The organism is Suipraeoptans intestinalis (assembly GCF_034091795.1).
In the GTDB taxonomy this organism is placed as follows: Bacteria; Bacillota; Clostridia; order Lachnospirales; family Lachnospiraceae; genus Suipraeoptans; species Suipraeoptans intestinalis.
The window spans coordinates 12,087-34,139 of sequence record NZ_JAXFXH010000019.1; the positions used below are offsets into that span (position 1 = coordinate 12,087).

Genomic DNA, 22,053 nt, shown 5'->3' on the forward strand with positions numbered 1-22,053 from the left:
AACATTATACGACAGCCCATGAAAAATAACAACTTACAAAACCCATAGAAGTTTTAAAGAATTGTGAAACTTCTATGGGATATTTGACAAACATAGGGGGAAACGATAGAATGATTGTATAAAAAGAGAAACATTGGAAGGAGCAAGAACTGCGAAGTGGATAAGCTGGAGCGTAAGTTTGGCAGATATGCCATTAAAAATTTAATGTACTATGTGATCATTCTTTATGGAGTGGGATTTGTTTTGAATTTGATCAATCCCACATTTTATATGCAATATTTGAGCCTGGATGCCAGGGCGATCCTGCACGGACAGGTGTGGAGGATCTTTACCTTCATCATACAGCCGCCGTCGTCCAGTCCTATCTGGATGGCGCTGGCTCTGTATGTCTACTATATGATCGGAAGTCAGCTGGAGCAGGCGATGGGGGCTTTTCGGTTTAACCTGTATTTCTTTACGGGGATCCTGCTGCATGCAGCGTCCGCCGTTATAGTCTACCTGATGACGGGAAATGTGCTGCTAATGAGTACCTGGTACCTGAACATGTCGTTGTTCTTGCTGTTTGCAGCGATTTATCCCAATGTGAGATTTTTGCTGTTTTTTGTCGTGCCTGTGGAGGCGAAGTACCTGGCCCTGCTGGACGGAGTTTATTTTTTGATCGCCATCGTGCAGGCATTCAGAGGAACAGAAGGATTGCCGGCGGGAGTGGCGGCAGGCGTTTCACTGTTCAACTTCTTTCTTTTCTTCTTCGGGTTCAGGAAAATGCGGCCGTATTCGCCCAGGGAGATCTACCGGAAAAATGTATATAAAAAGAAGGTACGAAAAGAAGTGCAGTATGAAGACGGAGCCAGACATAAGTGCTGCGTCTGCGGCAGGACAGATATCACCAATCCGGAGCTGGAGTTCCGTTACTGCTCCAAGTGTGCCGGAGACAGAGAGTACTGCCAGGATCATCTGTTTACGCATGTACACGTAAAAGAATAAAAAATAGGAAGAGAATTACCAGGAAACAGGAAGAGGGGTATCACATGAAAAAAACAAAGATCGTTTGTACGATGGGACCAAATACCAACGAGGCATCTATGATGCGGGAGCTGGTGCGTCACGGCATGGACATTGCCAGATTCAATTTCTCTCATGGAGATCATGCAGAGCAGAAGGCGCGGATGGATCTGCTGAAAAAAATCCGGGAGGAAGAAGGAAAGCCTGTGGCGATCCTGCTGGATACAAAGGGTCCGGAGATCCGCACAGGTCTTTTGAAAGACGGAAAAAAGGTGTGGCTGGAGCCGGGAAATCTTTTCACTTTGACGACGAAGGAAGTAGAAGGAGATGAAAAAAGAGTCTCCATCAGCTATACAGGCCTTGTGGAAGATGTGCAGCACGGCAGCACGATCCTGATCGATGACGGACTGATCGGTCTGGAGGTTGTGGAAAAAAAAGAAGAAGAGATCGTCTGTACCGTTATAAACGGAGGCGAGCTGGGAGAAAGAAAGGGCGTCAATGTACCGAACGTGCCGGTGCGTCTTCCTGCCATCACAGAGAAAGACAGGGCGGACATCCGCTTTGGCGTGGAGCAGAAGATTGATTTTATTGCGGCGTCTTTTGTCAGAAATGCAGAATGTATTCTGGAGATCAAGGCGTTCTTGAAAGAATGCAAGTCTCCTTTTATTCCGATCATTGCCAAGATTGAAAATGCAGAAGGAATCAAAAATATCGACGAGATCATCCGGTGTGCGGATGGAATCATGATCGCCAGGGGAGATCTGGGAGTGGAGATCCCGGCGGAGGAAGTGCCCTATCTGCAGAAGATGATCATCCAGAAATGTAACAGCAATTACAAGCCGGTGATCACAGCCACGCAGATGCTGGATTCTATGATGCGGAATCCGCGTCCTACAAGAGCGGAAGTTACGGACGTGGCCAATGCGGTTTATGACGGAACCGATGCAGTCATGCTGTCAGGAGAGACCGCGCAGGGAAAATATCCGCTGGAGAGTCTGCAGATGATGGTGCATATCGTGGAAAATACAGAAGAACACCTGGATCATGAGACGCTTTTGAAAAGGGCAGAGAAAAACTATCTGAAAAGCACCTCCTGTGCTCTGGGATTTGCGACGGTGACGACGGCGGGAAGTTTGAACGCTAAATGTATCATTACGCCCACGGTATCGGGAGCAACGGCAAGAGTCGTGTCTAAGTTTAAGCCTCCGATGGATATTATAGGGGTCACGCCCAACGAAGAAACCTTACGGAGGATGCAGATCTACTGGGGGGTTCGTCCGCTGAAATCCATTGAGTTCCAGACGACGGAAGATATCTGCAGCGGCGCCATTGATCTGGCATGTGCGAAGCAGATGGCGGAGTCGGGAGATATTATCGTGCTGACGGCAGGGATCCCGTCACCCAACGTAAAGGCACAAAGAGAAGGCGTCAGCAATATCATGCAGATTGCTGTAGTAGATTAGACAGAAAAAAGGTGCACTGCACCGCTGGAGAGTATCAGTGGTGTGGCGGCATCTTTTTTTGTAGAAAAAGCACAGAAAAGAGGATTGTCGTGGAAGGGGGATGGTGAAGCGATGTGTCCTGCAGGCAGGAAAGAAACGGTCTGTTTCGAGAAGGATTCTTGACAGAGAGAGGGAAGAGGTATATAGTAGTACCTGAGAGAAACACTAAACAGCACAGACGCGGGAGGTGGCAGAGTGGAGACGACATCATTTGCTGAAAAACTGATGGAATTTGGTCTGACAAGGCAGGAGGCCTGTATTTACCAATGTATTTTGGAGGAAGGAAAAGTAACGGGGTACGAGGTGGCAAAGCAGACCGGGATTTCCAGGTCCAACGCATATAATGCACTGGCCAACATGCAGGAAAAGGGAGCGGTGTATCTTCTGGAGGAAGGAACAGCCAGAAAGTACGTTCCGGTTCCATTGGAAGAGTTTTGTAAAAACCGTATCCGGAGACTGGAAGAGGCAAAAAAATGGCTCTCTCTGCGTGCGCCTAAGGAGCGGGAAGAAGCAGAGGGTTATATCACGATAGAAGGCGGAAAAAATATCCTGAACAAGATCCGCAACCTTTTGGAGGAAGTGGAGGAGAGAGTCTATATCAGTTGTACCAGAAATTATCTTTTACTGATGGTCAGGGAATTGGAGGCGCTGCAGGCTGCCGGGAAAAAGGTTGTGATCATCACGGACCGGCCGGTTACCTTCAAAAATGCCAGAGTATATGTAGGCAGGGACAGAGGAATGCAGATAGGGGTTATTTCGGATTCCCGCTATGTGATCACGGGAGAGTATGGAGAGGGAAGTATGAACACCGCCTTGTATTCCGGACAGAAGAACTTTGTAGAGCTGTATAAGACAGCTTTGTCTAATGAGATAGAGCTGCTGACATTGAAAGAGGAGAACTAACATGAAAAAAACACCGTTTGTAACAAAAGAACAACTGGAAAAGATCGTAGAGCAGTATCCCACTCCTTTTCATCTGTATGATGAAAAAGGGATCCGTGAAAATATAAAAGCGCTGAAGGAGGCGTTTGCCTGGAACCGGGGATACAAGGAATATTTTGCCGTGAAGGCTACGCCCAATCCGTTTTTGATCGGGATTCTGAGGGAATACGGCTGCGGCTGTGACTGTGCATCCTATTCGGAGCTGCTGCTTTCCGAAGCCATGGGGATCGACGGAAGGGATATCATGTTTTCTTCCAATGATACGCCGGCGCAGGAGTTTGTGTACGCAGACCGGCTGGGCGCCATCATCAATCTGGACGACATTTCCCACATTGACTGCCTGGAAAAAGCCATCGGCAAAATTCCGGAAGTGATCAGCTGCCGTTATAATCCGGGCGGGCTGTTCCAGATCAGCAACGACATCATGGACAATCCGGGAGACGCCAAGTACGGGATGACGACAGACCAGATGTTTGAAGCGTTTCAGATCCTGAAAGAAAAGGGAGCGAAGGAATTCGGAATCCATGCTTTCCTGGCAAGCAATACCGTTACAAATGCATATTACCCCATGCTGGCAAAAGTTCTGTTTGAACTGGCTGTTCGCCTGAAGAAGGAGACAGGCGTCCATATCGGGTTTATCAATCTGTCGGGAGGGATCGGTATTCCTTATCGTCCGGAACAGGAGGCCAATGATATCCGGGTGATCGGAGAAGAAGTCAGGAAAGTATACGAGGAAGTTCTGGTACCGGAAGGGATGGGAGATGTGGCGATCTACACGGAGCTGGGGCGTTTTATGATGGGGCCTTACGGTCATCTGGTTACAAAGGCAATCCATGAAAAGCATACGCACAAAGACTATATCGGAGTGGACGCGTGCGCCGTAAACCTGATGCGTCCGGCCATGTACGGGGCGTATCATCATATTACCGTGATGGGGAAGGAAGAGGAGCCCTGCACCTGCAAGTACGATGTCACGGGATCTTTGTGCGAGAATAATGACAAGTTTGCCATTGACCGGATGCTGCCAAAGATCGAAACAGGAGATCTTCTGGTGATCCATGACACGGGAGCACACGGATATTCTATGGGATACAACTACAACGGAAAGCTGAAATCTGCGGAAGTTCTGCTGAAAACAGATGGAACGACAGAGCTGATCAGAAGAGCAGAGACACCGGCCGATTATTTTGCTACATTGGATCTGTTTCCCATTGGAGAAAAGCTTTGTAAAAAATAGGATCTCAGAAATGGTTTTGCAATACACCCTGAAGAAGCAAAGAAGAAATAAAATCCTTACTGGATAAGGAAGGAAAGGGCAAGCAGAAAGGGCGGTGGACTTGCCGAAGCCGCCCATCTGTTAAGAGAAGCGTGTACTATTTCTAAAAAAAGAGGAAATTAAAAAATATAGCAGGAGGGAAAGGAATGGAAAGAGAAAAAACGAGTGAATTTGACCAAATCAAATATCAAAATGAATATAACAAGAAAAAGTATGACAAAGTAAGCTTAATGCTGCCAAAAGGAGAAAAAGAAACAGTAAAAAAAGCAGCACAACTGGAAGGAAAAAGCATGAATGAATTTATCGTAGAGGCGGTTTACGAAAAAATGGGAAAAGAACGTAAGTAAACGGGAAATGATATGATATATGTTATGGGGCAAAAATGGGGCGAAAAAGTGGAAGCTGACGGCTGAAAACGGATGAAAGAAAACAGAAGAAGAGCCAAAACTCTTGATATTTAAGGGCTTTGGCTCTTCTTGAAGTCATACGATCCATAAAGACTGCGGATGATGGGACTTGAACCCATACGAGGTCACCCCCGCAAGATTTTGAGTCTTGTGCGTCTGCCATTCCGCCACATCCGCCAATATGTTCACAACAACACGGACAATTATATAATCAAAAAAATGAAATGTCAATGGCTGGGTAAAAATTTTCTTTAAAAAAAGGGGAAACTGGTGTATAGTGGTAGGGTAGTAGAAAGACTTACATGGAGACGAACAAATGAAAGAAAAAATCCTGTTAATAGATGGACACAGTATCTTAAATCGGGCGTTTTTTGGAATACCGGATCTTACCAATTCCGAAGGACTGCATACCAACGGAATCTATGGATTCCTTATGATCCTGTTTAAGATTTTGGAAGAAGAGAACCCCACTCACCTGACGGTGGCGTTTGACGTACATGCGCCCACATTCCGGCATAAAATGTATGAGGCCTACAAGGGGACGCGTAAGCCTATGGCAGAGGAACTGCGCCAACAGGTGCCGGTCATGAAGCAGGTATTGCAGGCTATGGGCATCCATATTGTGGAAAAAGAAGGACTGGAGGCAGACGATGTGATCGGCACGCTCTCCAGAACCTGTGAAGACCGGGGGCTGGAGGTAACGGTGCTGTCCGGTGACAGAGACCTTCTTCAGCTGGCGACAGAAAGCATCAAGATCCGTATCCCCAAAACAAAAGGCGGAAAAACAGAGGTAGAAGACTACTATGCGAAAGATGTTCAGGAACGTTATCAGGTAACGCCGGAAGAGTTTGTGGATATGAAGGCTCTGATGGGAGATACCTCCGATAATATTCCGGGAGTACCGGGGATCGGGGAAAAGACGGCGGCAAAGCTGATCGGAAAGTACCACAATATCGAGACGGCCTGGGAACACCGGCAGGAGATCAGACCGGAGCGGATCGCAAATCTGCTGACAGAGAACTGGGAGCAGGCGCTTCTTAGCAAACGTCTGGCAGCCATCTGCACAGAGGCAGAGCTGGCGTTTGCCCCGGAGGACGCCCGGATGGGCGATCTGTACACCAAGGAAGCCTACGCTCTGTTTCAGAGGCTTCAATTTAAAAATCTGCTGTCCCGGTTTGATCTGCCTCATGAGGAGACGGATCTGGAGGCAGGCTTCGTGAGGCTGACGGGGAAACAGGAGGCAGAAGAACTGTTTCAGAAGGCCTTCCAAAGCGACAGAGTAGGAGTGGTGATCCAAAAGGATGCCATAAACGACCTTCCCCTGTTTGCAGGCAGGAAGGAAATTGCCGGAATCGGTCTGTGTTTTTCGGACGATCAGACCTACTATATAGAAATTGGAAAAGAAATGGAAAAAAGCTGGGCCATGGACAGGCTGCGTAAGCTGTCGGATGAAACGAAATCCCTTGCCATGTTTGATATCAAGGAGAATCTTCCGGACTTTTTTCCGGAAAAACAGGAGGTTTGCTTTGACCTGATGGTGGCCGCATACCTGCTGGACCCGCTGAAAAACCGATATTCTCTGGAAGAGATCGGCAGAGAATATCTGGAACTTTTATATGAAGAAGAAAAAGAGGAAGGACGCAAATGGATCACCTGCTGCCATGATGCCTTTGTGGCGTATCAGGCGGTTCCTGTTTTGCAGGACAGACTGAAAAAAGAGCAGATGGAAGAACTCTTTCGGAAGATAGAAATGCCTCTGGTATTTACGCTTTACGACATGGAACAAAATGGGGTAAAGATCGCGGCAAAAGAGTTGAAAGAGTATGGAGAGAAGCTTGCAGGGAAGATCCGGCAGCTGGAAGAAGAGATTTACGAAGAAGCGGGAGAAAAGTTCAACATCAATTCTCCCAAACAGCTGGGCGTCATTTTGTTTGAGCATATGCGTATTCCGGGAGGGAGAAAGACAAAGACCGGCTATTCTACAGCGGCGGATGTGCTGGAAAAGCTGGCGCTGGATTACCCGTTTGTAAATAAGATCCTGGAATACCGCCAGTATGCAAAGCTGAAATCTACGTATGCCGATGGACTGGCAGCCTTTATCCGGGAGGACGGAAGGATCCATGGCAAGTTTAATCAGACCATTGCTGCCACCGGAAGACTTAGCAGTACAGAGCCGAACCTTCAGAATATTCCGGTCAGGATGGAGCTGGGGCGGATGATCCGAAAGGCGTTTATTCCGGAGCAAGGGTTTGTTTTTGTGGATGCGGACTATTCCCAGATAGAACTGCGTATTTTGGCACATTGTTCAGAAGACGAACATCTTATCGCAGCCTACAAAGAAGCGAAAGATATCCATAGAGCCACAGCTTCCCAGGTGTTTGGAGTTCCCTTTGAAGAGGTGACCGAGGAACTGCGAAGAAATGCAAAAGCAGTAAACTTTGGGATCGTATACGGGATCAGTTCCTTCGGGTTAAGCCAGGACCTGAGCATTACGCGCAAGGAGGCGGACGCATATATCAAAGGATATTTTAAGACCTATCCGGGGATCAAACGATTTTTAGATGATTGCGTCAGTCAGGCAAAGGAAAAGGGATATGCCGTTACGCTTTTGGGAAGAAGACGGCCGGTGCCGGAACTGACATCCAAGAATTTTGCACAGAGAAACTTTGGAGAACGGGTGGCCATGAATGCTCCCATTCAGGGGGCGGCGGCCGATATTATGAAGATCGCCATGATCGGAGTAAATACTCGTCTGAAGGAGGAAGGGTTAAGATCAAGGCTGGTACTGCAGGTCCATGATGAGCTTTTGATTGAGACCAAAGAAGAAGAGGTGGAAACAGTCAAAAGGATTCTGGAAGAAGAGATGGGACAGGCAGTTTCCCTTCGGGTACCGCTGGAAATTGATATCAATGTAGGAGACAACTGGTACGAGGCAAAGTAGAGGAGCAGGCAAATGAAAATAATTGGAATTACCGGGGGAATAGGCTCCGGCAAAACAAAAGTTATGGAGTATTTGCAGGAGACGCAGGGAGCAGTGATCTGCAGGACCGATGAGGTGGGAAGAAAGTTGCAGCGAAAAGGAACGTCTTGCTTTCAGAAGATCGTGGAGACTTTTGGAGAAGAAGTTCTGAATACAAAAGGCAGCCTGGACAGAGAAAAGCTGGCAGAAATTGTTTTTTCCCAGGAAGAAAAGCGAGAACGACTAAACAGTATCGTTCATCCGGCGGTAAAGGAAGAGGTTCTGAAAAAGATAGAAAAAGAAAGAAAGAAGGGAACGGAGATTTTTCTTTTGGAATCTGCTCTTTTGATAGAAGACAGCTATGAACAGATTTGTGACGAACTGTGGTATATTTATGTGGAATCTTCCATCAGACGAAAGAGGCTGGTGTATACCAGAGGATATACAGAAGAGAAGATCGAAAAAATCATGGCGGCTCAGCTTCCCAAACAGAGCTTTCTGGACCACTGCAATCGCGTGGTAGACAACAGCGGAAGCTTTGCCGAAACGATCCAGCAGCTGGAACAGATTATGAAAGACTTGACAGAAAGGCAGACAAAGTCATGAGATTATGCAGTATTGCCAGCGGAAGCAGCGGGAATTGTATTTATATAGGAGATTCCAGAACGCATCTTCTGGTAGATACGGGGATCAGTAAAAAAAGAATAGAGGAAGGGCTTTGCCGGGTAGGGGTCAAAGGAGAAGAAATAGCGGGGATCCTGGTAACGCACGAGCACTCGGATCACATTCAGGGACTGGGGGTGTTCAGCCGCAGATATGAGGTTCCTATCTATGCCACGAGAGGTACGATCGAAGGGATCAGAAGGTGCAAAAGCCTGGGAACGATCCCGGAGGATCTGTTCTGCGAGATCCGGGAAGAGGAAAGCTTTACCATAGGGAGCCTGGAGATCTATCCCTTTCCCATCTCACATGATGCAAGGGAACCGGTGGGATACCGGGCCGGCAACGCCGGAAAATCTGTGGCGGTAGCTACAGACCTGGGAACCTATGATGAGAAAACGGTTCAGTACTTAAGCGGGCTGGACGCTGTTGTGCTGGAGGCAAATCACGATACCCATATGTTGGAGGTAGGTCCTTATCCGTACCATCTGAAGCAGCGGGTACTGGGAGATCGGGGACACCTTTCCAACGAAGTGTCGGGAAGGCTTCTGTGCGATATCCTGCACCGTGATCTGAAGCAGGTGGTGCTGGGGCATCTCAGCAAGGAGAACAATTATGAGGAGCTGGCTTACGAAACGGTAAAGCTGGAGGTTACAATGGGAGAAAATCCTTATAAAGGAGACGAAATCCCCCTGATGGTGGCAAAGCGGGATGAGATTTCTCCCACAATAGAAGTATAAAGAGGATTGTACAATGAATAAGATTGCAGTAATAACAGACAGTAACAGCGGAATCACTTTAAAAGAAGCAAAGGATCTGGGGATCTTCATGATCTCTATGCCGTTCTATATCGAAGAAGAGGTGTTTTTTGAAGAACTTACCCTGTCACAGGAAGACTTTTACAAGAGGCTGACGGAAAACGCATCGATTTCTACCTCCCAACCGTCACCTGCTTCTGTAAAAGAGGTCTGGGAAAAGGCGCTGGAGGAATATGACGAGATCCTTCACATCCCTATGTCCAGTGGGCTGAGCGGTTCCTGCGAAATGGCCATGATGCTGGCAGAATCCTACAGGGGAAAAGTACACGTACTGGATAACCAGAGGATCTCTGTCACACAGAGACAGGCGGTTTATGACGCCGTCCACCTGATTGAGAAAGGAAAAAACGCACAGGAGATCAAAGAGATCCTGTTGCGGGAAAAGCTGGAAGCCAGCATCTATATTACGGTAGATACGTTAAAATATCTGAAGAAGGGAGGCAGAGTCACACCGGCGGCAGCTGCACTGGGAACAGTGTTAAATGTCAAACCGGTTCTGTCGATACGGGGAGAAAAGCTGGATTCCTTCGCAAAGGTAAGAGGCTGGAAATCTGCCAAAAAGACCATGCTGGATGCTATGGAAAAAGACATTCGGGAAAGGTTCCAGGGAGAGGTGCATTTGATGGCGGCATATACCGGATCGGAGGAGGAAGCGCTTTCCTGGAAGAAGGAAGTGGAGGACAGATTCCCCGGATATGAGGTGCAGATGGATCCCCTGTCCTTGAGTGTTGCTTGCCACATCGGACCGGGAGCGTTGGCTATTGCCTGCAGCAGGAAGGTAAAAGAGCTGAATTAGTGGAGCAGGGGCCTTTTGTATTCGGAAAGATAAGGGGTGCCGTACTTTTGCTGTATTACGCTTCCGTAGAGGTTAGAAGCGAAAATTTCTTTTTCCAACAGTTTTTTTCCTGTCTCTGTCAGAGAATCTGCCTGGGAAAGGCGAGACAGAACAGGGATAGAAGAAGTCTTATTTAAAAGAGAAAGAACAGGAGCAGAGCCTTTCTTCACGCCCAGCACACGGGCGTAAGGGGGCTCTTTTTTTACCATATCAGTCTCTTCCCGGGTAATGCCAAGAAGGACGGCCAGAAGACAGCGGCGGATCCGCCCCAGTGTCATCTCCTTGGAATGCAGGAGAGCACAGAAAGCCTCCAGTGTGTCGTAAGCGTCCAGATGGTTTAGGATCCTTCTGGCCAGATCCGGTGTGATGTCCCGGTATCGACACAGAGATTCCTCTGTTTCCTGCAGCAGGCGGTACCGGAGTGCAGGAGAGAAATCCTCAAAAGCAACAGGATATTGCAGGTGGAACTGGGATTGAAGCATCCGGAAAGCAAATGAGGGCATCTGGCGGCAGATCCGGGAAAAGTTTGGGGCATCGTCTCCGGATAGCTGCATCCGGATGGAGGTGGCGGATCCAAAGCCATCCATCTCCTCCAGCTGATGGTAACCGGCACCCTCCCGGGCTATGGTAAGAGGGAGAATGGAACTGTTGCTTCGAAAAAGTGCCTTCAAATACTCGATCCCAAGGATGTTGTTGGGTGAGCTTAGGAGACAGGGAGTCTGATCCCCCTCCTTCAGATAATCGCGCAGAGCCAGCTGGCGGGCTTTGGGGAAGGAATTGCCCTCCTTTACATAGGAAGAGAGGAGGTGGCGATATGCGTCAGGCTCCTCTGCCAGGGTACGGGCGAGGGAAGACAAAGCGGCCAGATCCCCGGATTCACTTCCAAAGGACAGAACGTCCACACAGCCGAGGGCATTGAAAAGAGAGACCCCCCCTTCTGCAAAAAACTCGGCGCTTCCGGTGGCACAGGGAAGAGGAAGCTGGATCACCAGGTCCGCTCCTGCCTCAAGAGCCATGGAAGTCCGCAGGTATTTGGAAAGAAAAGCGGGAGTTCCGCGCTGTACGAAGTCCCCGCTCATCAAAGCAATGACGGCATCTGCACCGGAAACCTTTCGGGTCTTTTCCAGATGGTAAAGATGTCCGTTATGGAAAGGGTTGTATTCAACGATCACTCCTGCTACTTTCATGATAATCTCCTTGTATATCTTACTGAAATTGATTATACTATAAAAGAATTTGGTATGCAATGTACGGGGAAAGGGGGATACATGGGATGGAAGAAACGTATACGGATGTGCCGGCAGAAGAAAAAGAAGAGAGCATTGATTATCTGGAAGAACGGGAAGAGCTGACAGGCCAGAGGATCCGTGACATGCTGGAACAAAAACAGTACAAAGAGCTGAAAGAAGAACTGGAGCATAACATGTACCCTGTGGATCTGGCGGAGATCCTGGCAGAATTTGACCAGAAGCAGATGGTGATGGTATTCCGGCTGCTGGCCAAGGAAGAGGCGGCAGAGACCTTTGCTTATATGAACAGCGATATGCGGGAGGTTCTGATCAATGCCCTGACAGATTCTGAGCTGGAAGAGGTCATGGAAGAGATGTATCTGGACGACACGGTGGACGTGTTGGAGGAAATGCCGGCCAATGTGGTGGACAGGCTTCTGATGGCGACCAACGAGGAGACCAGGGTCCAGATCAATCAGCTGCTGCAGTACCCGGAAGACAGTGCGGGAAGCATCATGAACGTGGACTATATCGCCCTGCGGAAGGATATGACAGTGGCGGATTCCATCCTTAAGATCCGTCAGGTGGGTCTGAACCGGGAGACCATCTATACCTGTTATGTGACAGAAAAGAGGAAGCTGATCGGACTGGTGGACGTCAAAGAGCTTCTGACCACCAGTGAATCAAAGACCATAGAAGAGATCATGGAGACCAATACCCTCTATGCATATACCACGGATGACCAGGAGGATGTGGCAAGGACCATCACCAAATATGGATTGATCGCCCTGCCCATTGTGGATCATGAAATGTGCATGGTGGGAATCGTTACCGTTGACGACGCCATGCTGGTTTTGCAGGAGGAGGAAACGGAGGACATCAGCATCATGGCGGGTGTCAGCCCTAACGAAGAAACCTATTTCGGTACAGGGGTATTTAAACATGTACGGGGACGTATTCCATGGCTTCTGTTTCTGATGCTGTCGGCGACTACGACACAGATGATCATGAACCACTATGAAAAAGCGCTGGCCGTTATGCCACAGCTGGCAGGATTCATTCCCATGCTGATGGGAACGGGGGGAAACTGCGGCTCTCAGAGCTCGACCCTGGTGATCCGCGGGATCGCCGTGGGAGAGATCGAATTCAAGGACATCGGAAAGGTCATTTTTAAGGAGGTCAGGGTTGCGCTTCTGGTGAGCGCTGCCTTGTCGGTGGTAAACGGACTGCGGATCCTTCTGATGGGACAGGGGGACCCCATGATCGCGGTAACCATCGGAGCGACCATGGCATGCACCATCGTGATTGCCAAGATCGTGGGAGGAACGTTGCCGCTTCTGGCAAAGAAGATCGGCCTGGATCCGGCCATCATGGCAACGCCGCTGATTTCTACTCTGGTGGATACCAGCACGGTGACCGTCTACTTTATGATCGTCAGCGCAGTGTTCAAAATGTGAAAGACATCACGAAAAATTGTACGTGAAAATAGACAGGAAAGACCTTGTTTGCAAGGTCTTTTTGTACTATAATGACGATAGTGATAAATTATGAAAGGAGTCTATTGAACATGGGATTCATAGATGAGATCAAGGCAAAAGCCAAATTGGGGAAGAAGACGATCGTGCTTCCGGAGACAGAGGATATCAGGACATATGAAGCAGCGGAGGCTGTGCTGAAAGAAGGAACAGCCAATCTGATCCTGGTAGGGAGCGAGGAAGAGATCGCAAAGAACAAAGGAGATTTTGACATCACCGGCGCTGTTATCGTAGATCCAAAGACCTACGCCAAGACAGACGCCTACGTAGAAAAGCTGGTGGAACTCAGGGAAAAGAAAGGGATGACGCCGGAGAAGGCAAGAGAACTGCTTCTGACGGATTATCTTTATTACGGAGTGATGATGGTGAAAATGAAGGATGCCGACGGGATGGTTTCGGGAGCGTGCCATTCCACCGCAGATACCCTGCGGCCCTGCCTTCAGATCCTGAAGACAAAGCCGGGCGTGAAACTGGTATCCGCCTTTTTCGTCATGGTTGTTCCGGATTGTGATATGGGAGCAAACGGGACCTTTATTTTTGCAGATTCAGGACTGGAACAGAATCCGGATCCGGAGAAGCTAGCAGCCATCGCGCTTTCTTCAGCAGAGTCTTTCGCCCTGCTGACAGACAAGGAGCCCATCGTGGCAATGCTGTCCCACTCCACCAAAGGAAGCGCAAAGCACGCAGACGTGGACAAGGTTCTGGAAGCTTTACGGATCGCCAAAGAGAATGCGCCGGAAGGACTGCTTTTGGACGGAGAACTTCAGTTGGATGCGGCCATCGTTCCGGAAGTGGGAGACTCCAAGGCTCCGGGAAGTCCCGTGGCAGGGAAGGCCAATGTACTGGTATTTCCGGACCTGGATGCCGGGAACATCGGGTATAAGCTGGTACAGAGACTGGCAAAGGCAGAGGCTTACGGACCTCTGACACAGGGGATCGCAGCTCCGGTCAACGATCTGTCCAGAGGATGCAGTGCAAAGGATATTGAAGGTGTAGTAGCGATTACAGCCGTTCAGGCAATGGCTGAGGCTTAAAAAGAAAAGAGAGGGATTTAGTCATGAATGTATTGGTAATTAACTGCGGAAGTTCATCTTTAAAGTTCCAGTTGATCAATTCACAGTCCGAGCAGGTGTTGGCCAAGGGGCTGTGCGAGAGGATCGGGATTGATGGAAGCCTTACCTATCAGCCGGAAGGGCAGGATAAGATCAAGGAAGCGAAGGCGATGCCTACGCATACAGAGGCGATCCAGTTTGTGATAGAGGCTCTGACAGATCCGGCAACGGGAGTCGTAAAGGATCTGAAAGAGATCGGGGCGGTGGGACACCGTGTGGTACACGGAGGAGAGGCGTTTGCAAGCTCCGTTGTGATCACGGAAGAGGTTCTGGCAGCGATCGAGGACTGCAATGATCTGGCTCCGCTGCACAACCCGGCCAACCTGATCGGGATCCGGGCATGTATGGAACTGATGCCGGGAACGCCTATGGTGGCGGTATTTGACACAGCGTTCCACCAGACGATGCCGGAGAAGGCATATATGTACGGACTTCCGTATGACTACTACAAGAACTACAAAGTAAGAAGATACGGATTTCACGGAACAAGCCACAGCTTTGTGTCAAAAAGAGCGGCAGAGATCTTCGGAAAACCCTGTGAAGAAGTAAAGACGATCGTGTGTCATCTGGGGAACGGTGCCAGCGTGTGCGCAGTGGACGGCGGCAAGTCGGTAGATACCTCCATGGGACTGACGCCTCTGGAAGGGCTGGTTATGGGTACAAGATCCGGAGATATCGATCCGGCGATCCTGGAATTTCTGGCGAAAAAAGAAGGCCTGGATATCACCGGACTGATGAATATGCTGAACAAAAAATCGGGTGTATTTGGACTTTCCGGCAATCTTTCCAGCGATTTCAGAGATCTGGAGACAGCTGCCGATGAAGGAAATCCTTTGGCGAAGGCAGCGCTGGAAGTATTTGCTTACAGAGTGGCCAAGTATGTGGGAGGTTATGCGGCAGCCATGAATGGAGTGGATGTGATCGCATTTACCGCAGGAATCGGAGAGAACGCAAGCATTGTTCGAGAGATGGTGCTGGGATATCTGGGATACCTGGGCATTACTTTGGATAGCGAAGCAAATAAGGGCAGAGGGAAAGAAATCCGGATTTCCACGGAGGATTCTAACGTACTGGTAATGGTGATCCCCACCAATGAAGAACTTGCGATCGCAAGAGAAACAGTAGCGCTGGTCTAGTCTGAACAAAGCGGTTGAAGACGTCATCTGGGCGCTGCATGGATCACTGCATGGATCGCTTCCGTTTCGTGGAATTATGTGTTGACAAAACAAATTTACATGATATAATTGTTTAGGTATGAATAGGAGTATTGCATTATGATAGTAAACCTATCCAGCGTTTTATCTGAGCCACATCAGCCGCTTCGGGTAACAGTTGACTGGAAGGACGATGAGATTGTCGCTTTTGGCGGGCATTTTCCGCTGAGAGGGCCGTTTGTGACCGAGATTCAGGTGGCATACGACGGCGGGCATGACGTGTCCATTTCAGGGAAGGGAAGTTTCAAGGCAGAGATTCCCTGTGACCGCTGTCTGGAGCCGGTGGAGAAAGAGATGTTCCTGGATTTTCAAAAGAAAGTGACTGTCAGCAAGGATGGCGGAAAAGGAACAGAGGACTCGGATGAGATCAATTATATTGAAGGGTATAACTTTGACGTAGAGCAGCTGATCTGCAACGAGTTATTAGTAGGGTGGCCGATGAAAATTCTATGTAGCGACAACTGCAGGGGAATTTGTAATGTGTGCGGTCAGAACTTGAACGAGGGAGTTTGTGACTGCGAATCCACAGGGCTTGATCCCAGAATGTCAGTTATCCAAGATGTTTTTAAGAATTTTAAGGAGGTGTAACCTATGTCGATCTGTCCAAAGAATAAATCTTCTAAAGCAAGAAGAGATAAGAGAAGAGCAAACTGGAAGATGAGTGTGCCGAATCTGGTAAAATGCAGCAAGTGCGGTGAACTGATGATGCCTCACAGAGTTTGCAAGGCTTGCGGTTCTTACAACAAAAAGGCTATCGTTACGGTAGAGCAGTAGGATCAGGCAGCTGATAAATCTACACAATCTCAGGACTTTCACAATTTTGTGGAGGTCCTGTTTCGTTTGTAAAGAAGTATTGCTTTTTCAGATAATGTTTAGTAAAATAATTTCGAGCAACGTCAGGAGGAAGAAATATGTCAGACATTACACGGATTGCACTGGATGCAATGGGAGGAGACAACGCACCGACTGAGATGATAAAGGGCGCCGTATGGGCGGTCAATGAAAATGCCGATATGAAGGTGTTTCTGGTAGGCAAAGAAGAGATCTTAAGAAGGGAGCTTCAGAAGCAGATCTACGATCCGGAAAGGATCGAGATCGTCAACGCAGATGAGGTGATCGAGACGTCGGAACCCCCGGTAAATGCTATCCGCCGGAAGAAAGACTCTTCCATCGTTGTAGGGATGAAGATGGTTCGGAACAAGGAGGCAGACGCATTTGTGTCCGCCGGAAATTCCGGAGCGGTTCTTGTGGGCGGACAGGTTTTGATCGGAAAGATCAAAGGTGTAGAAAGAACCCCGCTTGCTTCGTTGATCCCTACCAAAGACGGAGTCAGCCTGCTGATCGACTGCGGAGCCAATGTGGATGCCAGATCTTCTCACCTGGTTCAGTTTGCGCAGATGGGATCCATCTATATGGAGCATGTAGTCGGGATCAAAGATCCCAAGGTGGGGATCGTCAATATCGGGGCAGAAGAAGAAAAGGGCAATGCATTGGTGAAAGAGACCTTTCCTCTTCTGAAAGAAGCGAAAGGGATCCGGTTTATCGGGAGCGTAGAATCCCGGGAGATACCAAGGGGGCAGGCAGACGTGATCGTCTGTGAAGCTTTTGTAGGGAATGTGATCCTGAAGCTTTATGAGGGAGTAGGATCTGTGCTGATCCAGAAGATAAAGGAGGGGCTATTATCTACCTTTATCAGTAAAGTGGGAGCTGCACTGGCAAAACCGGCGCTGAAGTCTACACTGAAAAGCTTTGATGCAAGCGAGCACGGAGGAGCGCCCATGCTGGGGCTGCAGGGACTGGTGGTAAAAACCCACGGCAATGCGAAGGCAAAAGAGGTGCGGAACACCCTGAAACAGTGTGTTCTGTTTAAAAAGCAGAAGATTGATGAAAAAATCAGAGAATGTATCCAGAATAGGGAAGAGGCTGCCGAATAGATGAACAGGGCAGGACTACACTCGGGAAAGAGACAGGTTCAAGATCTGTACAGTACAAAGAGAGAAGGAGAGGACGAATGGAACTGGAAAAAGTAAAAGGGATTATTGCGGATGTATTTAATATTGATGAAGATACCATCACGGAGGATACGACTTTTGTAGACGATCTGGGAGCAGATTCTTTGGATATTTTCCAAATCATTATGGGGATCGAAGAGACGTTTGATATTGAGATCAACAATGAAGATGCGGAAAAGATCGTGACAGTCGGCGATGCAGTGGAACAGATAAAGCTGGCAACCAATAACTAGGCGAGGATCTGAAAAGCCCATCAGGGGCTTTTTCCTTTTATGAGGTCAAATATGGATCGACTAAGAACATTAGAAGAAAAGATCGGCTATGGATTTAAAAATCCTGTATATTTAAGACGGGCACTGACACACAGCTCCTGTGTTAATGAAAGCCGGCTTTCAAAAGAAGAATGCAATGAAAGGCTGGAGTTTTTGGGTGACGCTGTTTTGGAGCTGATCTCCAGTGAATTTCTTTTTTTGAAATACAGGGATCTGCCGGAAGGAAGTCTGACCAAGACAAGGGCAAGCCTGGTGTGCGAACCGTCTTTGGCATACTGTGCAAGGCAGATTGATCTGGGAAACTTCCTCTGCCTGGGAAAAGGAGAGGAAGGCAGCGGAGGACGCGAAAGAGAGTCCATTATCTCCGACGCCATGGAAGCGCTGATCGGAGCGATCTACCTGGATGGCGGACTTGAAAAGGCCAGAGAGTTCATTCACAGATATATTTTGTCCGGATCGGAAAACAGAGAATTGTTTTTAGACAGCAAAAGTATTTTGCAGGAGATGGTTCAGGCAAGGCTGAAGCAGGACATTACCTATCGGTTGCTGACAGAAGACGGACCGGATCATGATAAGGTGTTTGAAGTGGCAGTTTTTGTGGGGGATACAGCCTGGGGGAAAGGATCGGGAAAGACCAAGAAGCGGGCAGAACAGGAGGCGGCATATGATGCAGTGCTCCGATTGCGAGAAAAATAGAGTGGGTAGCGTATGTATTTAAAAAGCATTGAAGTGCAGGGATTTAAATCCTTCGCAAATAAGATCAGGTTTGAATTTAATAACGGGATCACCGGGATCGTAGGACCGAATGGAAGTGGAAAAAGCAATGTGGCGGACGCTGTACGCTGGGTTCTGGGAGAACAAAGGGTCAAACAGCTAAGAGGCGGAAGCATGCAGGATGTTATCTTTTCCGGCACAGAGAACCGGAAGCCTCTCAGCTATGCGGTCGTGTCCATTACGCTGGATAATTCAGATCATCAGCTTCAAACAGAATTTGAGGAAGTAACGGTGACACGAAAAATCTACCGGTCCGGGGAAAGTGAGTATCTGATCAATGGAAAGCAATGCCGTTTGAAAGATGTAAACGAGCTTTTTTATGATACCGGAATCGGAAAGGAAGGCTATTCCATTATCGGACAGGGGCAGATTGATAAAATACTCAGCGGAAAACCGGAGGATCGCCGGGAACTGTTCGATGAGGCGGCGGGGATCGTCAAATTCAAGCGAAGGAAGAGCATCTCCCTAAAGAAGCTGGAAGAAGAACGTCAGAATCTGGTTCGTGTCCGGGACATTTTACAGGAACTGGAAAAGCAGGTAGGGCCCTTGAAAAAGCAGTCAGAGACTGCCAGGGAGTATCTCAAGAAAAAAGAAGTTCTGAAAAAATATGAGATCAACCTGTTTCTGCTGGAATCAGATGCGCAGAACAGAAAGCTGTCTGAGCTGGAAAAAACGCTGGAACTGGTCAAAGAGGAGTCTTCCAAGGCGGAACAGCAGTATGCCTCCATGAAGGAGGAATATGAGGCGGTAGAGGAACAGACGGATGAAGTGGAAGCTTCTTTGGAATATGCGAAAAATCAGCTGAACGAAACCCATCTTCTCAGACAGCAGCTGGAAAATAAGATCGAGCTGCTAAATGAACAGATCAGAAGCGCCAGACAGAATGACAGGCATTATGAGACCAGGGTTTCTGCAGTCATGGAGGAACTTCAGCAAAAGAGACAGCAGGAAGAAGAGCTTTTAAAAGAGGAGGAAGACCTTTCCGGCAAGCTGAAGGAAAAAAGGGAAGAAGGAGAACGGGCGCAGGAAGCCCTTCTGCTGGTCCAGACGGATCTTTTGGCAGTGGCCAATAAGATCGATGAGAATAAAAGCAGGATCATGGAGATCCTGAACCACAGGGCGTCTACCAGGGCAGATATTCAGAAATTTGACACCATGATGGAACAGATCCAGGTGTCGAAAGCCAGGCTGCAACAGCAGATGATCCGCTCAGAAAGTGACCGGCGGGAGCTGATGGAACAGCGCAAAGGATTTCAGGAGCAAGCGGAGGCTCTGACAGAAGAGATCCGGCAGCTGTCCGAAGAAAACGCAGGTCTGGAAGAGGAGGTTGCCAGGCTGCAAAAAGAGCTGGGAGATCAGACAGAGAAATTCAGGATCGGGCAGACAGCTTACCACAGAGAAAAGTCCCGACTGGAATCCCTCAAAAACATTACGGAAAGATACGACGGCTATGGCAACAGTATCCGCAAGGTCATGGAACAGAAAGAAAAAGAAGCAGGACTTCTGGGAGTGGTGGCGGATATTATAAAAGTGGAAAAAGAGTACGAAACCGCCATTGAGACGGCGCTGGGCGGCAGTATCCAGAACATCGTAACCAGGGACGAGGCGGTAGCCAAACGGATGATCCAGTATCTGAAGAAAAACCGTTTGGGAAGAGCTACCTTTCTTCCTCTGACCGGGATCCGGGAGCATGCGCCTGCTAGGACGGAGGTTGCAAAGGAAACCGGCGTGATCGGAACGGCAGATACCCTGGTGACGGCGGATAAGGAATACACGTCTCTGATCAGATACCTGCTGAGCAGGACCTGGGTAGTGGATACCATAGACAGAGGGATTTCCCTGAACAGAAAATACAAGCAATCTCTCCGCATCGTAACGCTGGAAGGAGAACTTCTGAATCCAGGAGGCTCCCTGACGGGAGGCGCCTACAAAAACAGCGGGAACCTTCTTGGGAGAAGACGGGAGATCGAAGCGTTCGAAAAGACGGTGGATCAGTTGAAAAGAGAGATGGATGCACTGGAAAATGAGATGGAGGCTATCCGCAGGAAGAGAGGCGGCTGCTACGGAAGGATGGAGGAGATCTCGGAGGCGCTGAAAAAGCTGTTTGTATCACAGAACACTGCAAAGATGCAGGTCAGTGGGATAGAGGCACAGATGGAGGGCGCCAGACAGACATTGGAGACAGCGCAAAAGGAGCTGGAAAAATTAAGTCGGGACAGGCAGCAGATCGGGGAAGATCAGGAATCTATCCGTCTGGAGCTGGAAACCTCCACAAGTCTGGAGGCATCCTTAGAAGAAGAGATCCGGGAAAATACCTTGTTGCTGGAAAAAGAAAAAGAAAAAGAATCCGCCATGCAGAAGCAGGTAGAGGAAATGGGATTGCTGGTAGAAAAGCTTCGGCAGAAGCATCATTTTTCCAGGGAAAATCTTTCCCGGATCCGGGAAGAGCTGGAAAAATTTTCCAGAGAACTGGAAGAACTGGGGCAGGGAAGAGGAAAGCATCAGGAAGAAGTGCAGGAAAAAGAAACACAGATCCGGGACCTGCAGCAGACGATCGCCGACTCTCTGGATCTGCAGAAGGAAGTAGAAGAAGAGATAGACAGATGCAAAAAGCAGAAGGAAGATCTGCTACAGCAGAACAAGGACTTTCTCCAGAAAAGAGAAGACCTGTCCAGACATATGGCAGAGCTGGATAAGGAGGCTTTCCGGCTGGAAAGCCAGAAGGAATCCTGTGAGAACCAGATAGAAAGCCGGATCAATTATATGTGGGAGGAGTACGAGCTGACCTACCACAATGCGCTGGAACTGCGGGATGAAAGCCTCAGTGAGCTGTCTGACATGAAAAAAACGATTCAGGAGATCCGAAACGAGATCCGCAGGCTGGGAAATGTCAACGTCAATGCCATTGATGAATACAAGAGCGTGTCAGAGCGGTATGAATTCCTGAAAGAGCAGCATGACGATCTGATTGAGGCGGAAAAAACACTGGAGCAGATCATAGAAAGCCTGGATACGGCAATGAAGAAACAGTTCAAAGAGCAGTTTGCCAAAATCGCGTCGGAGTTTGATCTCGTCTTTAAGGAGCTGTTCGGCGGAGGAAGGGGAACGCTGGAGCTTCTGGAAGAGGAAGATCTTCTGGAAACCGGAATCCGGATCATCGCACAGCCGCCGGGGAAAAAGCTGCAGAACATGATGCAGCTGTCGGGAGGAGAAAAGGCGCTGACAGCCATTTCTTTATTGTTTGCCATTCAGAACCTGAAACCGTCTCCCTTCTGTCTTTTAGATGAGATCGAGGCGGCCCTGGATGACAATAACGTAGGACGTTTTGCAAAGTATCTGCATAAGCTGACAAAATATACGCAGTTTATCGTCATCACTCACAGAAGAGGTACGATGACGGCGGCGGACCGGCTGTACGGAATTACCATGCAGGAAAAAGGAGTTTCGGTTCCGGTATCTGTCAGCCTGCTGGACAAGGAACTGACGGGATAAGGAGGAAGGCAT

19 protein-coding genes and 1 tRNA gene are annotated in these 22,053 nt (G+C 48.7%); 18 read left to right on the plus strand and 2 right to left on the minus strand.

Annotation, left to right across the window (positions count from 1 at the left end; all coding sequences use genetic code 11):
- Positions 1-204 precede the first annotated feature (204 nt).
- The 5 genes from SOW26_RS05915 to SOW26_RS05935 all read left to right on the plus strand — a co-directional run bounded on the left by SOW26_RS05915 (position 205) and on the right by SOW26_RS05935 (position 5,069).
- Entirely contained in the window at positions 205-984 is a 780-nt protein-coding gene (locus SOW26_RS05915; protein ID WP_320652155.1) for a hypothetical protein, read from the plus strand.
- Positions 985-1,028: 44 nt separating this feature from the next.
- Complete coding sequence (gene pyk / locus SOW26_RS05920) at positions 1,029-2,465, plus strand: pyruvate kinase (protein ID WP_154478956.1); 1,437 nt, start codon at positions 1,029-1,031, stop codon at positions 2,463-2,465.
- A 264-nt stretch (positions 2,466-2,729) separates the two neighbouring features.
- Positions 2,730-3,407 carry a TrmB family transcriptional regulator gene (locus SOW26_RS05925; protein WP_154478937.1) on the plus strand — a complete coding sequence of 226 codons (678 nt, stop codon included), beginning with the start codon at positions 2,730-2,732 and terminating at the stop codon, positions 3,405-3,407.
- Position 3,408: 1 nt separating this feature from the next.
- Entirely contained in the window at positions 3,409-4,683 is a 1,275-nt protein-coding gene (locus tag SOW26_RS05930; protein ID WP_320652067.1) for a diaminopimelate decarboxylase, read from the plus strand.
- A 185-nt stretch (positions 4,684-4,868) separates the two neighbouring features.
- Positions 4,869-5,069, plus strand: a complete 201-nt coding sequence (locus SOW26_RS05935) for a type II toxin -antitoxin system TacA 1-like antitoxin (protein WP_154478958.1) — start codon at positions 4,869-4,871, stop codon at positions 5,067-5,069.
- Between the two features lie 154 nt (positions 5,070-5,223).
- On the opposite strand, the gene SOW26_RS05940 is transcribed toward SOW26_RS05935, so the two are convergent.
- Positions 5,224-5,306: transfer RNA gene (locus SOW26_RS05940), tRNA-Leu, on the minus strand.
- 139 nt (positions 5,307-5,445) lie between these two features.
- Between SOW26_RS05940 and polA the strand changes: the two genes are divergently transcribed.
- Genes polA through SOW26_RS05960 form a run of 4 tightly spaced genes read left to right on the plus strand, consistent with a single transcriptional unit; the run spans position 5,446 to position 10,362 of the window.
- The gene (polA, locus tag SOW26_RS05945; protein ID WP_320652068.1) at positions 5,446-8,070 is read left to right on the plus strand and encodes a DNA polymerase I; all 2,625 of its coding nucleotides are present in this window, start codon (positions 5,446-5,448) and stop codon (positions 8,068-8,070) included.
- 12 nt (positions 8,071-8,082) lie between these two features.
- Positions 8,083-8,694 carry a dephospho-CoA kinase gene (gene coaE / locus SOW26_RS05950; protein WP_154478965.1) on the plus strand — a complete coding sequence of 204 codons (612 nt, stop codon included), beginning with the start codon at positions 8,083-8,085 and terminating at the stop codon, positions 8,692-8,694.
- Positions 8,691-9,488: an MBL fold metallo-hydrolase gene (locus tag SOW26_RS05955; protein ID WP_276960252.1), complete on the plus strand. Its 798-nt coding sequence runs from the start codon at positions 8,691-8,693 to the stop codon at positions 9,486-9,488. The genes coaE and SOW26_RS05955 overlap by 4 nt, the downstream gene beginning before the upstream one ends.
- Positions 9,489-9,501: 13 nt before the next feature.
- Entirely contained in the window at positions 9,502-10,362 is an 861-nt protein-coding gene (locus SOW26_RS05960) for a DegV family protein (RefSeq protein ID WP_154478967.1), read from the plus strand.
- Here the strand turns inward: SOW26_RS05960 and SOW26_RS05965 are convergent.
- Positions 10,359-11,588, minus strand: coding sequence for a nucleotidyltransferase (locus tag SOW26_RS05965; RefSeq protein ID WP_320652069.1), 1,230 nt, complete (start codon positions 11,586-11,588; stop codon positions 10,359-10,361). The two genes, SOW26_RS05960 and SOW26_RS05965, sit on opposite strands and share 4 nt — an antisense overlap.
- A gap of 185 nt (positions 11,589-11,773) precedes the next feature.
- Here SOW26_RS05965 and mgtE point away from each other — a divergent pair, with 185 nt between their 5' ends.
- The 9 genes from mgtE to smc all read left to right on the plus strand — a co-directional run bounded on the left by mgtE (position 11,774) and on the right by smc (position 22,041).
- Positions 11,774-13,087: a magnesium transporter gene (gene mgtE / locus SOW26_RS05970; protein WP_416389725.1), complete on the plus strand. Its 1,314-nt coding sequence runs from the start codon at positions 11,774-11,776 to the stop codon at positions 13,085-13,087.
- A 110-nt stretch (positions 13,088-13,197) separates the two neighbouring features.
- Complete coding sequence (gene pta, locus SOW26_RS05975; protein ID WP_320652070.1) at positions 13,198-14,199, plus strand: phosphate acetyltransferase; 1,002 nt, start codon at positions 13,198-13,200, stop codon at positions 14,197-14,199.
- Positions 14,200-14,222: 23 nt separating this feature from the next.
- Positions 14,223-15,413, plus strand: a complete 1,191-nt coding sequence (locus SOW26_RS05980; protein WP_276960256.1) for an acetate/propionate family kinase — start codon at positions 14,223-14,225, stop codon at positions 15,411-15,413.
- Positions 15,414-15,551: 138 nt separating this feature from the next.
- Entirely contained in the window at positions 15,552-16,079 is a 528-nt protein-coding gene (locus SOW26_RS05985) for a YceD family protein (RefSeq protein ID WP_276960257.1), read from the plus strand.
- Between the two features lie 3 nt (positions 16,080-16,082).
- Positions 16,083-16,265 carry a 50S ribosomal protein L32 gene (rpmF, locus tag SOW26_RS05990; protein ID WP_154478973.1) on the plus strand — a complete coding sequence of 61 codons (183 nt, stop codon included), beginning with the start codon at positions 16,083-16,085 and terminating at the stop codon, positions 16,263-16,265.
- 137 nt (positions 16,266-16,402) lie between these two features.
- Complete coding sequence (gene plsX, locus SOW26_RS05995; RefSeq protein WP_320652071.1) at positions 16,403-17,425, plus strand: phosphate acyltransferase PlsX; 1,023 nt, start codon at positions 16,403-16,405, stop codon at positions 17,423-17,425.
- A gap of 77 nt (positions 17,426-17,502) precedes the next feature.
- Positions 17,503-17,736: an acyl carrier protein gene (acpP, locus tag SOW26_RS06000; RefSeq protein WP_154478975.1), complete on the plus strand. Its 234-nt coding sequence runs from the start codon at positions 17,503-17,505 to the stop codon at positions 17,734-17,736.
- Between the two features lie 51 nt (positions 17,737-17,787).
- Entirely contained in the window at positions 17,788-18,471 is a 684-nt protein-coding gene (gene rnc, locus SOW26_RS06005; protein WP_320652072.1) for a ribonuclease III, read from the plus strand.
- Positions 18,472-18,483: 12 nt separating this feature from the next.
- Positions 18,484-22,041, plus strand: a complete 3,558-nt coding sequence (gene smc, locus SOW26_RS06010) for a chromosome segregation protein SMC (protein ID WP_320652073.1) — start codon at positions 18,484-18,486, stop codon at positions 22,039-22,041.
- Positions 22,042-22,053 lie beyond the last annotated feature (12 nt).